The sequence below is a fragment of the Streptomyces sp. Da 82-17 genome, from assembly GCF_046098215.1.
GTDB lineage: Bacteria > Actinomycetota > Actinomycetes > Streptomycetales > Streptomycetaceae > Streptomyces.
This window is the reverse complement of sequence record NZ_JBJURH010000019.1, coordinates 78,626-92,717: the sequence shown is the minus strand read 5'-3', so window position 1 is coordinate 92,717 and position 14,092 is coordinate 78,626. Positions and strand designations below refer to the sequence as shown.

Below are 14,092 nucleotides of genomic sequence, written 5' to 3'. Positions count from 1 at the left end.
TTTTTGCATGTCAGCGCCCTGGGGGCGAGGTCGACCTCCATGAAGTTGCGCAAGCGAACAGCAAGTTACGTCCGGGTTGGGGGTTGTGTGATTCGTGATCACATCTTAGGTTCCTGGCTCAGCAGCCCCGCGGAGCGCGAGCAGTCTCGCCGCCCTCTGCGGGAGCTGCCCCATTCCCAATCTCCCGCCCCCCGGTCCGCCTTCCCGCCGGACCCCTGTCATCTGGGGATCGATGTGCTGAGCAACCTGCTGCTGCGCGCAGCCGAGAGCAAGAAGCTCGAACGACAGATCAGCAAGAACAAGCTCACCCGCGGCCTGGTCAGCCGCTTCGTCGCCGGTGTCAGCCTCGACGAAGCCATCCAGGCGACCAAGGAGCTCAACAAGGACGGCATCGACGTCAGCCTCGACCTGCTCGGCGAGAGCGTCTTCGACCTGACCGAGTCGACCCGCGCCACCGACCAGTACATCGAGACGATCGAGGCCATCGCCCAGCACGTCCCCGGCTCGACGGTCTCGGTCAAGCTCTCCCAGCTCGGCATCGCCGTCGACGTGGACGCCTGCGCCAAGAACCTCGAGCGGCTCTTCGGGGCGGGGGAGCAGCACGGCGTCGTCGTCGAGGTCGACATGGAGCACAGCTCCGTGGGCCGCGACACCATGGACCTGTTCCGCAAGGCCCTGCCGCGCTACCCCCAGTCCCGCATGGCCATCCAGGCCGCGCTGCGCTCCACCCCCGAGGACCTGGAGTCCTTCACCGAGGTCAAGCCGCGCCTGCGTCTGGTCAAGGGCGCATACGACGAGCCGCTGCACCGCGCCCAGCAGGACCGCAAGGAAGTCACGGCGCAGTATCTGCACCTGACCCGCTACGTGCTGGCCAACTGCCCGGACCCGGCCTTTGCCACTCACGACGACCTTTGCATCGACTTCGCGAAGCAGGCCGCCAAGGACGCCGGCGTCGACAAGAGGGACTACGAGTTCCAGATGCTGTACGGCGTCCGCCGCGACCTGCAGAAGGAGCTCGTCCGCGACGGTTACCGGGTGCGCGTGTACCTGCCGTTCGGCACCCAGTGGTACCCGTACCTGATGCGCCGCATGGCCGAGCGCCCCGCCAACCTGCTGTTCTTCCTGCGCTCGCTGGTGGGTGGCTGACATGCCCGCCGACGCCGACTGCGTGGTGGGCCGATGACCGAGGCGGCTCCGCTCGTCCAGGCGTCCCTGCTCACCGACCAGGTCCACGCCGTCCTGTACCAGGCCGTCATCAACGGGGCGATGCCCGCTGGCACCCGGCTGCGGGTGCGGGACGTCGCCGCGCGGATGGGCACCAGCGTGATGCCCGTACGCGAGGCGATAAGGCGCCTGGAGGAGAGCGGCTTGGCCGAGCGGGAGCCGCATAAGGGTGCCGTGGTCAAGGGGTTCACGCTCCGCGAGCTGATCCACATCTACGACGTACGTCTGCTCCTGGAGACCGAGGCCGGCCGCCAAGGAGTCGCCGGTCTCGACGGGGACCTGGTCCGCATCATGGCCAAGGAGTGCGAAGCCCTGAACGCGGCAGCGCGCGAAGGACGCGTGCGCGACGCGCTCGATCACGACGAGGCGCTGCTCACCGTCCTGTACGGCGCGGGCGGCAACCCGGTCCTGATGGACACCATCCGTGGCTTGTGGCACCAGTGCCGCGCCTACAAGGTGCTCGGTGCCGCGGCTGCCGAAGGCGAGCGGGAGTCGACGTTGTGGCGGTACCAGTCACGCGTCGTCGAGGCCGCGCGCGCCGGCGAGGCGGACACGGTCGCCGAGCTCATCCGCGACTCCCTGCTCAGCTCCCGTTACCGCATCCAGTCCACACTCGACGAGGAGGGCGAGGCCACGTGACCTCCGCGGAGCGGACCTGCCACTGCGGCCGGCCGCTGACCCCGTGCGTCGGCTGCGGAGACCCGCGCTGCCTGCGCTGCGACCCGTACCGTTCCGAGGACTGCGAGCGCGCGCGATGAGCAACACCCTTGATTCCGTGGGCAGTTGTACGTTCGTGGTCATCGGCGAGACCAATCTGGCGCGCCGGGTGTGTGCCTCGCTCCGCGAGTGCGGGCACACCGTGCGGCACCTCACCGCGCCCCGCGACCACGAGCTGCGCGAGGCGATGGAGCCGGAGCCGGACGCGGTCGCCGTGCTGCTCCACGACGACGTCGCCGCGCTGCGGTACGCGCTCGCCGTGGCGCACATCGGCGAGCGCACGCCGATCACCGTCACCATCTTCGACCGGACCGTGGCCGACGAACTCCTGCGCCTGCTGCCGCAGTGCCACGTGACCTCACCGGCCGAACTCGCGGCACCGGTCCTGGCCGGGCCCTGCCTGGGGGCGGACATCAGCGCCCTGCACCGCCCTCGCGGGGAAGGGGCGACGACTCATGCCGTCCGCTTCACCGACGACGGCCCGGTCAGCAGCGTGCTGCGGGAGACCGAACGCGTACGGCTGCGGACGCGGATCGGCCGACTGACGGGGCAGCTTCGCCCGCACGACGCGGGCACCCGAATCATGCTGCTCGGCCTGCTCGGGATGCTCGCCGCCCTGGTCATCGACCTGACCTGGCTGCTCGCCGTTGGGCACCACCCGGCGAGCGCGCTGTTCGACGCCGCCCGCGTGGTGGCAACCGTCGGCCCGGCCGAAGCGCCGGACCACTCGGCCGGCTACTCCGTACTGGCCAGCGTGCTGATGCTCGCCACGGTCGTCTTCGGCGCGCTGTTCACAGCCGGGGTCGTCGAGCGGATGCTCGGGCCGCGCCTCTTCGGCCTGGTCGGACCGCGTACGGTGCCCCGCTCGGGGCACGTCATCGTCGTCGGCATGGGCCAGGTCGGCCTTCGGCTCTGCGGCGAACTGCGGCGGCTCGGCGTGCCGGTGGTCGGCGTCGAACGCGATCCGGCCGCCCCAGGCATCAGGCTCGCCCGCTCGCTCGGCATCCCCGTCCTGACCGGGCACGGCGGGGACCGGGTGGTCCTCGAGCAACTGAGGCTGCACAAGGCACGTGCCCTCGCCGCGGTCGGCTCCGACGACCTCGACAACGTCGCCGTCGCCATCGCCGCGCACGGCGTCGCCCCCGACACCCGCGTCGTGCTGCGCGCGGGCGAGCACGAGGCGATCGCCGAGACCCGCTCGCTGCTGCCGCTCGGCACGGTGCGCGACGTGAACAGCCTCGCCGCCGCCTACGTCCTGGCCCGCATGCTCGGCACCCCCGCCACCGGCGTCATCGCCCACCGGCACCGCACGCTCGTCCAACTGCCCACCGGCACCTTCGAGCCCTGGCCGCTGGCCGCCCGCCGGGGCTGTGCGCACGTGGCCGTCGCCCTGAGTGGCTGAAGCCCTTTGGCCGCCTCTCGCCCTCCACCTGGGCCGCCGTTGATCCCGTCGAAACGAGCAGGCCTTGGCTACGGGGTCCGAGAACCCTGCCTGGCGCGCGGGAAGGGGGGGCGCCCCGGAGCAACTGGCGGCCTGCGCCTCGCAGTTGGTGGACCTGAGTCAAGCGGTCAGTCCAAGCAGCTCCGGAGTTGTCGTGGGGCTAGCATGCGGCGGCAGCCGGCGTCGATGGCGTTCTTCGTAGTCTGCCGGCTGTCCGGGCTCACGTACTGCCAGGAGTGCTGTGGGTGGAGGCGTGGGTCTCGGTCGTGTCGCGTAGACCTCCCTCAGCGCGAAGGCGGACCGTCGCCGCATCGTGGATGGTCGGATGGCGCGCGGTGCAGCGAGGAGGCGTGCATCGGGCTCGGCATCCCTGCTCGCCCGTTCGCGATGCCGGCCCACATGGAGGAGCATGCCTCTCGGCGGGGCAGACTGAGCGGGCCGCTTTGTCCGGCACGTGATGGCCGGGTTCGGCGCATCATGGAAGCGGACAGAAGGACAAGTGGGCGAGCTCGGGCGCCCTGGCCTGACACGGCCGGCGGACCCGAGACGATGGGACGGAGCGATGACGACGGTCCCGAAGAACGCCCTGGCCGGGGAGCCGGGACAGCGGTTCGACCTGGCGCAGACTGCCCTGGCGCTGCTCGACGAGCAAGGGTTGGTCACCGGCTGGACTCTCACGGCGGAACGCCTGGTCGGCTACTCGGCTGAGGCGATCCTGAACCAGCCCGTCACGACCTTGATCGATACGGACCAGCACCCCCCGACACCGGTTGAGGCTGCGGACAAGCTTCGCGCACCGGGTGGCTGGCACGGTGCGGTGACAGTGCGGCGCCGCGACGGCGGGAAGCTGCGGTTGGTGGTGCGTACGCTTCCCTTGATCGACCCGGCCGGCAGCAGGCGATGGGTCGTACTTGCCCAGGACGATCCGGCACCGGGATGGGACCTGGGCCGGTCGATGCTCGAACCGCTGCTCACGCACTCACCCGTCGGCGTGGCGGTCCTCGATACGGATCTGCGATACGTCTGGGCGAACGACGAGATGGCATACGGCGGTGCTGTGCCCCGTGGGCGGCGGGTGGGGCGGCGCCTCTCGGAGATGCTGCCGGTCGAGCCCATCAGACGGCTCGAGGAGCAGTATCGGAGGGTTCTGGAGACAGGCGTGCCGGCGCTCAACTACGAGTACCGCGCGCCCAGTACGGCGCAACCGGACCGGCAGCATGCATGGTGGGAGTCCATCTTCCGGCTCGAGGACCCGGCAGGCCATGTGCTCGGCGTGTGGCTCATGTCCATGGACAACACGGAGCGTTGGCGCGCCCAGGAGCGGCTGGGCCTCCTGACCGAGGCCAGCGCCCGCATCGGCAGCACCCTGGATGTCGTACGAACCGCGCAAGAACTCGCCGACGTCGCGGTGCCGCGCTTCGCCGACATCGTCACCGTCGATCTCATCGAGACGGTCCTTCGTGGTGAGGAACCTCCTGCCGGTCCGATCCATAGGGCTCCTGACCTGCGGCGCGCGGGACAGCGGTCGATTCACTCGGAGTACCCGGAGACCGTCGGCGAAACCGACACCCCGCTCGACCGACCGGTCGCCTCGCCTTCGGTGCGCTGCCTGATGGACGGCAGACCCTGGACGGAATCGCTCACGGAAACCTCCCCGGGCAGCTGGGCCACCGAGGACCCGGCCCGGGCGGCCACGGCCCGCGAGCTCGGAGTCCACTCGGTTCTGGTCACGCCGGTCCATGCACGGGGTGTACGCCTGGGCGTCGCGACGTTCCTGCGGTCGCAGGCCCCGGATCCGTTCGATCAGGACGACGTGAGCCTTGCGGAGGAGCTCGTCACCCGTGCAGCGGTCTGCATCGACAACGCCCGCCGCTACACGCACGAGCGCACCGCGGCTCTGGCGCTGCAGCGCAGCCTGCTGCCGCGGGGGCTGGCGACAGGAACCGTCCTCGAGGTGGCCTCGCGGTACCTACCGGCGAACGCGCCGCATGCGGTGGGCGGTGACTGGTTCGATGTGATCCCGCTGTCCGGGGCGCGGGTGGCCCTGGTGGTCGGCGACGTGGTCGGGCACGGGGCCAACGCGGCGATCACTATGGGACGGCTGCGCGCCGCCGTACGCACCTTGGCCGACCTGGATCTGCCTCCCGACGAACTCCTGGCGCACCTGGACGACCTGGCCATCAGCCTGTTGGAGCAGGAGGGAGCCGACGCGGTCGCCGAGGACGAACTGCAGGACGTGGCCTCCTCAGTGCTGGGCGCCACCTGTCTGTACGCCGTCTACGACCCGGTCACCCGCAGGTGCACCCTGGCCCGGGCAGGCCACTTGCCCCCGGCCGTTGTGACGCCCGACGGCACGGTCTCCTTCCCGGACCTGCCGGCCGGGCCTCCGCTGGGCCTGGGGCTCTATCCGTTCGAGTCCGCCGACCTCGAACTGCCCGACGGCAGCCTGCTCGCCCTGTACACCAACGGCCTCGTCGAGCGTCGCGACCAGGACGTCGACGTCGGGTTGGAGCGGCTCGCGGACTCCCTCACCTGCCCGGCCCGGTCGCTGGACGCCGCATGCGACGACATCGTCGGGGCCCTGCTGCCCGGTCCGCCGTCGGACGACGCCGCCCTGCTGCTCGCCCGCACTCGTGGCCTGGACGCGGACCAGATCGCCTCCTGGGACCTGGCCAGTGATCCGGCCGTCGTTGCCGACGCCCGCGACCTCGTTGCTCGCCGGCTCGCGGACTGGGGCATGGAGGAGCTGCAGTTCACCACGGAGTTGCTCGTCAGTGAGCTCGTCACCAACGCGATCCGCTACGGCCGTGACCCCATCCGGCTGCGTCTGATCCGCCGGGACACTCTTGTCTGCGAGGTCTTCGACGGCAGCAACACTGCTCCGCGCCTGCGCCACGCGCGCACCACTGACGAGGGAGGGCGCGGGCTGTTCCTCGTCGCCCAGCTCTCCCGCCGTTGGGGCACGCGGTACACGACGGACGGCAAGATCATCTGGGCTGAGCAAGCCGATCCGGCCACGCACGTCACGCCGTAATCGCTGATGTTTCCGGCCCGGGTTCGTCCGCGAGCCCGGCGCAGCAGCGGGATACGCCTGTGCCGACCGGGACCTCGTCCATCCGACTGTACGCACACGCCTTCTGCGTGAGTCATTGTCAGGGCTGCAGATTGCATGACCACTGCACTGCAGGCGAGGAGTGTGGCCGCGTTGCCGGGGCGGTGGACGGTTTGCGGCGGGCCCAGAGGTGCAGCGCTGCATCACCGGGTGCGCGACGGGGCAGAGAAGTTCCGGATCTCAGCCTGCTGATCGTCGGTGAGGGGCACCGCGCTGCAGGGCGACGTCCGAGCAGGCAATCGCATCCGTATTTATGAATCACCAGTGCCTTGTTGCTCAGTGCGGGAGCGAAGGCATTGTTGGCCGACCCTGGTCTTCACATACTTCGTGTCATTCGGCGGCCACGCTTTCGCCGGCCTAGAGCAATCCGTGAGTTTCCCTCGCTCGCTGCGGCACCACCCACCCGTCGGTACGAGCGACGGGGCGCAGTTGACCATCACGCAAGCCGGGGCCGACCACGCTCACCGAGCACCGCACTTGCGACATCGGAACCGCAGTGTGCTCGGCGCCCGGATATCCCAGGCCAAGGCGGCATGCGGCGGCCGAACCACTACACGACATCGACCCCGAACAGGACCGGACCTACCCTTTTGGTAAGTCCGGGAACGTTCCCGGAGGCTGTGATGACTGCATCTGCAGGAAACAGAGTGGATGACGCGCCCCTGTCGCGCTTCCACAAGAAACTGGCTCTGTACTCGTCCGGGGGGCCGTTCCTTGACGGTTATGTGCTGAGCATCATTGGTGTCGCGATGGTGCAGATCACGCCGCAGCTTCAACTCTCCGACTCTGCACAGGGGTTGATCGGTGCGTCCGCCCTCATCGGCATCTTCCTCGGTGCGTTCGTGGGGGGCTGGCTGACTGACAAGTTCGGGCGTCAACTCCTGTACACCATTGATCTGGTGGCGATCATCGTCTGTTCCGTGGCGCAGTTCTGGGCGACGGATCCGGTGTGGCTGTTCGTGCTGCGTCTGTTGATCGGTGTGGCGGTCGGTGCGGACTATCCGATCGCGACGTCGCTGCTGGCTGAGTTCACGCCCCGCAAGTACCGCGGTCCGCTGCTCGGCGGCCTGGTCGTGATGTGGTTTGTCGGTGCGGCTACGGCGTACATCGTCGGCGAGGTGTTGCTGTCGTACGGCGGTGACGACGCCTGGCGTTGGATGCTCGCCAGCGCGACCCTGCCCGCCACGGTCATCGTGCTACTGCGTCACGGCACGCCCGAGTCCCCGCGCTGGCTGGCGAACAAGGGGCGCGTCGAAGAGGCCGAGCAGGTCCTGAAGAAGGTCTACGGCCCGGAGGCGACGATCCACGACCTGCCTGCCGAGGAGCGCGAGAACGTCGACCTGAAGGCGATCATGCGCTCGGGCTACGGCGGCCGGATGCTGTACATCACCGTCTTCTGGACCTGCTCCATCGTCCCGCTCTTCGCGATCTACGCCTTCGGCCCGAAGATCCTCGACGCGCTGCACCTCGAAGGCGGCCTTGCCAACATCGGCGAAGCCCTGATCACCGTCATGTTCCTGATCGGCTGTGCGCTCGCGCTGTTCTTCGTGAACCGAATGGGCCGACGTCCGCTGGTCATCCACAGCTTCGTCTGGTCCGGCGCCGCCCTGCTGCTGCTCGGCATCTTCCCCGACGCCCCGTCGAACGTGATCATGGCCCTTTTCGCCCTGTACGCGCTGATCATCGGCGGCACGCAGATCCTGCAGTGGGTCTACCCCAACGAGCTGTTCCCGACCGAGGTACGCGGCTCTGCCGTGGGTCTCGCATCGTCCGCCAGTCGCATCGGCGCCGCCGTCGGCACCTATCTCGTACCGGTGGCGCTGACGGCCTGGGGCATCGGCGGCACCATGATCGCCGCTGCGGCCATCAGCCTCCTCGGCGCGGTCGTCTCCGTCCTGTGGGCGCCCGAGACCCGAGGCCTGTCCCTCGACGAGGCGGCCTCCCTGGGGACTCAGGCGAAGCCTGCGGCCCAGCCCGCCGAGATCTGACCGTTCGGACAACGGGCCCCATCACCTGATGGGGCCCGCGGCATGTCGGCCTCGTGCCACTGCCGAAGCTCAGTGAGAGGAGTCCGCCCCCATGCACGACGTTCTCATCGTCGGCGCAGGTGCCGCAGGCATCACGACCGCCTACCGGCTACGGAATTCCGGCCTGGACGTCGCCGTGTACGAGTCCTCGGACCGGATCGGCGGCCGCACCCGCAGCGTCGACGTCGGTGGTGTCACCGTCAATACCGGCGCCATGTTCGTCTACCGTGACACCCCCGCCGAGGCCCTCGCGGCCGAACTCGGAGTCCGCACCGAACCGTTCGAACCGCAGACGTACGGCATCCACCTACATGGCACGACCGTCGTCGATGCCGACAACGCCAGGCTCATCGCCCGTCTGCCCCTCGACGACGAGGCCAAGAAGCAGCTCACCGTGTTCGTCGACGAGGCCATGGCCGAGTACGAGCGCTGCACGAACGGCGGCCAACTCGCCACCAATTCCGGCGAGTTGGGTACGCAATCGGTCGAGGACCGGCTCGTCGGCCTGCACCCGGACGTCGTACGGATCATCCGGACCGCGGTGCGGGGCGGAGCGGTCGGGAAGGCCTCGCAGACCACCGCGCAGTACGGGCTGCGTTACTTCGCGTCCTACCTCGCCCACGAGAAGCGCAACCGGCTCTTCCCCGTGGACGGCATGCAGCAGTTGCCGTTGCGCATGGCGGAGCAACTCCCGTGCGGAAGCCTGCACTTGGGTGTGACCGTGGAGTCCGTTGAGCCGGCGGGTGACGGCACGTACCGAGTCCGGCTGCGCGAGCGGAACGACACCAGGCGGGAAGTCGCAGCCCGCCGCGTGGTCGTCACGGTTCCCGCGCCGCAGGTGCCGGAGGTCGTGCCGGGCCTGCCCGACTGGAAGCGCGCGGCCCTGGACCGGGCTCTCACCCCCGGCAGCCGAACCCTCGCCGTCGTCGCCGACGTGGGCCACGCCCGGCACCTGGCCGACTGGTCGTTCCTCACCACGGTCGGCACCCGTTTCGACGCGGTCATCAACCCTGCACCCGGCCGCCCCCACACCGATCGCCGTACGGGCGCCTTGCTGGTGCAGTACGTCTGCTACGGCAACAGCGCGGGCCACCAGGAGGGATTCGGCTCGGACGCGTCCGAACTGAGCGCCTGGGTCGAGGACTTCCTCGCGGTGGCGCCCGAACTGCGGGGTCACGTCGTCGGCGTGCACGGGCAGACCTGGCCGTACTGCTTCTCGCTGCTCTCCCCGACGCGGCTGTCCGTGCTCGACGCGCTGCGGCGGCCGGTGCAGGGCATCGAGTTCGCCGGCGACTACACCTCGGCGACGGCGGGTACACACGGCTGTTACGCGGAGGCGTACCGGGTCGCGGAAACCCTAATGTCCCCGTAGGCCTTCACTTCTTGCCGTGCCCCCTTGATCGCCTCGCGGGAGCAAGTTCTCAGGTGTGTCGGTTCGCGTGCCGGATGGTGCTGTCCTAGTGGGCCAGCACCATCCGGCAGATTGCTCTGCCCGGTCGGCACGTCCGCGGCTGTCCGCGATCGCCGGCTGACGGGCAGGAATCGCTTCGCTTCAGTGGGTGCCGGTGCCGGTGCCGGTGCCGGCGGGCTGGGGGAGAGTGGGCGTCGATTCCGCCGGTGCTGCCCCGCTGGCCTCGGCCAGGCGGCGTCCGCGGGTCTCCGGGGCCAACGTGACGCACACGGCGAAGCCCAGCAGGGTGATCGCCGCCATGATGAGCATCGTGTTGCCGACACCGATGCGGTCGAGGCCGATGGGCAGCAGGTAGGTGCCGATGGCCGCGCCGATGCGGCTGATCGCGGTGCCGATGCCAACGGCGGTCGCACGGACCTCGGTGGGGAACAGCTCCGTCGGATAGATGAACTCGAGGATGCTCGGGCCGCCGGAGAAGAGTGCGTAGGCGCAGAAGCAAGCGAGGATGACGGCGACGGGCGCTGTGGGGACGAACCCCAGAACGGCGAGCGGGACGACCATGAGTCCGAAGGACCAGATGATCAGGCGTCGCCGCCCCAGTGTGTCGATGAGGCGCAGCGCGGGCAGACAGCCGATGAGGAAGAGCATGCTGATCAGTGCGGAACCGAGGACGGAGTCGCCGCCGTCGGACATTCCGAAGGCGCTCAGGACGGTCGGGCCGAAGGTGTAGATGGCGAACAGCGGCACGATCTGCAGCAGCCAGAACAGGCCGACGAACGCGGTGCGCTTGAGGTAGTCGCCGCGGAACACCTCGGCGAAGCCGAGGCCTTGTGCCGTCTCGTCGGCGACGAGCGCTTCGACCGCCTCCGGCGTGGCTTCCTCGCCGTACACGCGGCGCAGTACGGCCTGAGCCTCCTCCACGCGGCCGCGGCTGACGAGCCAGCGGGGCGACTCAGGTGTGCCGATGCGGGCGATGATGAACGCGACGGCAGGGATGGCGGCGCTGCCCAGGGCCCAGCGCCAGGCGTCGGCGTCCATGAGGTTGATGAGGGCGTAGCCGACCACGTAGGCGGTGGTGGCGCCCACGAACCAGGCCATGATGAGCATGCCCATGACTCGTCCGCGCTGGGCGGTCGGGAGCCACTCCGAGAGCAGGGCGCTGCCGATCGCGTAGTCCGCGCCGAGCGCGACGCCGATGACGAAGCGCAGGATGACCAGCAGCGTCGAGTCCTGGACGAACATCGACGCGATCGAGGCTACTGCGATCACCACGAAGTGCAGCGTGAAGAGCAGCTGGCGGCCGATACGGTCCGTGATCCGCCCGAAGATCAGGCCGCCGGCGAAGAGGCCGACCAGGGCCGCCGCGCCGATCAGTCCTTCTTGACCGGCCGACATGTCAAGGTCCGCGCTCATGCCGAGCACGACGACGCCCACGATGCTCAGCAGATAGCCGTCGAGGAACTGCCCTCCGGCCGTGAGCGCGAACATCTTTTTGTGGAAAGGCCGGAAGCGAGCGTCGTCGATGAGGGAGGTGCTCACGAGGTTCTCCTTGAGTTCGCCGGTCCTGACGCAGGCCGGCCGATCGGCGGTGAGCGCCGATGTCGGGACTCTGGTGCGCTGCGAGGGCTCTTCAGCTCCCATGAGTGAGGCGTAATACCTCACTGCTGGGTGGCGCTGGACATCTGCGGTCGACGGTCGCGTATGGGGATCCGGGTGAGCGAGTACGGGATCGGGGGCGGGGTGAGCCCCGATCGACCGGAGTGATTGCCCTGCTGCGTAATGCGTGATGCCTTACACATCATCTATTGCTTCGGTTCGCTGTCAAGAGGTCGAGCGTTCACGAAGGTGCCACGCGGAGTGAAGGGTGACATGGGCTGCCGGTGTGGGGAGGGCTGCCGGGTGTGGGCTGCTGAAGAGCCAAGTGCTCCCCGAGTGGGCAGAGTTGACGCTTCCCTCCGGGGGAGGATCCGGGGCTGACTCGCTCAGGAATCGCCCTCGGCCCGGCCTGCCCAGATTCCGCGGCTGTGAACCAGGTGCTTGCGCATGAGATCAGCGGTCAGCTCTCCGTCGCCCGCCTCGATGGCGTCGACGATGGCGATGTGCTCCTCGCCGGACTGGGTCAGCTCGCCCAGGTCTGCCAGCTTCTGCAGGCCCTCCATGCGGGCCTGGTCGCGGAGCTGGCCGACCGTGGCCACGAGGCGGCGGTTGCCCAGGAGTTCGAGCAGGCCCAGGTGGAACTGCCGGTCCGCGTCGAGGAAGGTGTGGAGGTCGCCCTGCCGCGCGGCTTCGGTGATCTGCTCGGCGAGCCGCCGGAACTGGGGCACGGCTGCGCCGTCAAGGGCTTCGACGACCTCGGTCATGGCCGGCACCTCCAGCATGGTGCGGAGGCGATAGATCTCTTCGAGGTCGTGGTCGGTGAGGATCGGGACCCGGAAGCCTCGGTTGCGGATGACTTCGACCATGCCGAGGTTGGCAAGGTCCATGATCGCCTCGCGGACCGGGGTGACCGAGACGCCGAGCTCTGCAGCGACGTTGATGACGCTCTCCACCTGGCCGGGCTCGATCTGACCCAAGACGATCCGCGTCCGGACCGCTTCTCGCGCCTGCTCGCGAAGGCTGACTGACTTGAGCTGCGAGCTGCGTGCGGTCGCTGCCGCAGGGCGAGGAGTGGTCACACCTCATACATAACACGGAATACCTGGCCTGGGCATCCATCCTTGTCGAGATGTGTAAGGTGTAATACCTTACTCGGATCTCACTCAGCGACCGCCCGCCACACAGCAGGAAGAGCAGCGATGACAAACAGTGCAGTGATCGTCGGGGCCGGAGTGATCGGACTCGCCGCCGCGCACCGGCTCGCCGAGGACGGCCTGGCCGTGACGGTCGTGGACGCGGCTCCTGACAGCCAGAGCGGTACGTCGGTCCACAACGCCGGGTGGATCGTGCCGATCATGTCGGCACCCGTCCCTGCACCCGGGATGCTCGGCAAGGCCGCCCGGTGGATGACCAAGAAGGACAGCCCGCTCTACGTCCGGCCGTCCCTCAACCCCGAGCACGTCCGCTTCATGCTCGCCATGCTGCGCTACTGCAATCCGAGGGACTTCAACCACGGAATGGGCGCGCTGACCACGCTCAACGAACGCACCGTCGCTCTCTTCGACGCCTACGACAAGCAAGGCGTGGCCTTCGAGTACCACCAGGTCGGGCAGCTTCTCGCCTTCCACACCTCGGAAGGCATGCAGGAGTACCAGCGGGCGACGGCTCCCGTGGAGCGGATCGGCCACACCGCCGTGCCGCTGTCCGGCGACGAGCTCCGGGACCTCGAGCCCGCCCTCGGCCCCCATGTCCGCAGGGGACTGCACTGCGCTCAGGAACGGCACGTGGATCCCGCAAGTCTGGTCAAGGGCCTGGAGGAACGCTGCCGCGAACTCGGCGTGCGGTTCATCCGCAGCAGCCGGGTCACGGAGGTTCGCTCCAGCGGTTCAGTGGTGACCTCCGTCTTGGCAGGGTGCCAGGAGATCCAGGGTGACCTGTTCGTGCTCGCCGCGGGCGCGCACACGGGCCGGCTCTCGCGTCTCGCCGGATGCCGACTGCCCATCCAGCCCGGCAAGGGCTACGGCTTCGACGACCGCAGCGGCTCGGTGAAGCTGCGGCACTCGGTGTATCTCGGCGAGGCGAAGGTTGCCGTCACGCCGCTGTCGGACCGGCTGCGCTTCGCCGGCACGATGGAGTTCGGCAGCTCCGACGCGACCATCGACCCGCACCGCGTACGCGGCATCGCCCGCTCGGCCCATGAGTTCCTGCCCGGGCTCCGGCCCACGGAACAGCCGCGCGCCTGGGCGGGCCACCGGCCGATGACGCCCGACGGGCTGCCGGTCATCGGGGCGCTGCCCGGCAAGGACAATGTGCTCGTGGCCAGCGGTCACGCCATGCTCGGCGTGACCCTGGCCCCGGTGACGGCGGACATCATCTCCGCGACCGTCGAGGGCGGCAGGCGCGCCGCCGAACTCGCCCCGACAGTCCGCCCGTTCGCCCCCGAGCGCTTCACTGCACGCCGACGGGCCTGATGCCCAGTCAGGCGCCCCGCCCGACTTGCCCCACCCGTCGGCTTGAGGCCATCGGCGTGGCGGGATCCAGGTCGCTCCCCGTACCGGACACGT

9 protein-coding genes are annotated in these 14,092 nt (G+C 69.2%); 7 read left to right on the top strand and 2 right to left on the bottom strand.

Features of this window, described 5'->3' with window-relative positions:
• Nucleotides 1–234: 234 nt before the first annotated feature.
• The 6 genes from ACIDOF_RS27810 to ACIDOF_RS27785 all read left to right on the top strand — a co-directional run bounded on the left by ACIDOF_RS27810 (nt 235) and on the right by ACIDOF_RS27785 (nt 9,893).
• Nucleotides 235–1,146: a proline dehydrogenase family protein gene (locus ACIDOF_RS27810; protein WP_409008863.1), complete on the top strand. Its 912-nt coding sequence runs from the start codon at nt 235–237 to the stop codon at nt 1,144–1,146.
• 33 nt (nt 1,147–1,179) lie between these two features.
• Nucleotides 1,180–1,863: a GntR family transcriptional regulator gene (locus tag ACIDOF_RS27805; protein ID WP_409008862.1), complete on the top strand. Its 684-nt coding sequence runs from the start codon at nt 1,180–1,182 to the stop codon at nt 1,861–1,863.
• A 115-nt stretch (nt 1,864–1,978) separates the two neighbouring features.
• The gene (locus tag ACIDOF_RS27800; protein ID WP_409008861.1) at nt 1,979–3,343 is read left to right on the top strand and encodes a potassium channel family protein; all 1,365 of its coding nucleotides are present in this window, start codon (nt 1,979–1,981) and stop codon (nt 3,341–3,343) included.
• 601 nt (nt 3,344–3,944) lie between these two features.
• Nucleotides 3,945–6,416: a SpoIIE family protein phosphatase gene (locus ACIDOF_RS27795; RefSeq protein ID WP_409008860.1), complete on the top strand. Its 2,472-nt coding sequence runs from the start codon at nt 3,945–3,947 to the stop codon at nt 6,414–6,416.
• 701 nt (nt 6,417–7,117) lie between these two features.
• Complete coding sequence (locus ACIDOF_RS27790) at nt 7,118–8,482, top strand: MFS transporter (RefSeq protein WP_409008941.1); 1,365 nt, start codon at nt 7,118–7,120, stop codon at nt 8,480–8,482.
• Nucleotides 8,483–8,573: 91 nt separating this feature from the next.
• Nucleotides 8,574–9,893: a flavin monoamine oxidase family protein gene (locus ACIDOF_RS27785; protein ID WP_409008859.1), complete on the top strand. Its 1,320-nt coding sequence runs from the start codon at nt 8,574–8,576 to the stop codon at nt 9,891–9,893.
• A gap of 180 nt (nt 9,894–10,073) precedes the next feature.
• On the opposite strand, the gene ACIDOF_RS27780 is transcribed toward ACIDOF_RS27785, so the two are convergent.
• Complete coding sequence (locus ACIDOF_RS27780) at nt 10,074–11,471, bottom strand: MFS transporter (RefSeq protein ID WP_409008858.1); 1,398 nt, start codon at nt 11,469–11,471, stop codon at nt 10,074–10,076.
• A 443-nt stretch (nt 11,472–11,914) separates the two neighbouring features.
• Complete coding sequence (locus ACIDOF_RS27775) at nt 11,915–12,607, bottom strand: GntR family transcriptional regulator (protein ID WP_409008857.1); 693 nt, start codon at nt 12,605–12,607, stop codon at nt 11,915–11,917.
• 120 nt (nt 12,608–12,727) lie between these two features.
• On the opposite strand from ACIDOF_RS27775, the gene ACIDOF_RS27770 reads away from it, so the two are divergent.
• Nucleotides 12,728–13,999: an NAD(P)/FAD-dependent oxidoreductase gene (locus ACIDOF_RS27770; protein ID WP_409008856.1), complete on the top strand. Its 1,272-nt coding sequence runs from the start codon at nt 12,728–12,730 to the stop codon at nt 13,997–13,999.
• Nucleotides 14,000–14,092: the final 93 nt, after the last annotated feature.

Bases quoted from the DNA above. Each gene is read 5' to 3' on its own strand.
- ACIDOF_RS27770 (WP_409008856.1), top strand. From the start codon at position 12,728: ATGACAAACAGTGCAGTGATCGTCGGGGCCGGAGTGATCGGACTCGCC.
- ACIDOF_RS27785 (WP_409008859.1), top strand. From the start codon at position 8,574: ATGCACGACGTTCTCATCGTCGGCGCAGGTGCCGCAGGCATCACGACC.
- ACIDOF_RS27790 (WP_409008941.1), top strand. From the start codon at position 7,118: ATGACTGCATCTGCAGGAAACAGAGTGGATGACGCGCCCCTGTCGCGC.
- ACIDOF_RS27795 (WP_409008860.1), top strand. From the start codon at position 3,945: ATGACGACGGTCCCGAAGAACGCCCTGGCCGGGGAGCCGGGACAGCGG.
- ACIDOF_RS27800 (WP_409008861.1), top strand. From the start codon at position 1,979: ATGAGCAACACCCTTGATTCCGTGGGCAGTTGTACGTTCGTGGTCATC.
- ACIDOF_RS27805 (WP_409008862.1), top strand. From the start codon at position 1,180: ATGACCGAGGCGGCTCCGCTCGTCCAGGCGTCCCTGCTCACCGACCAG.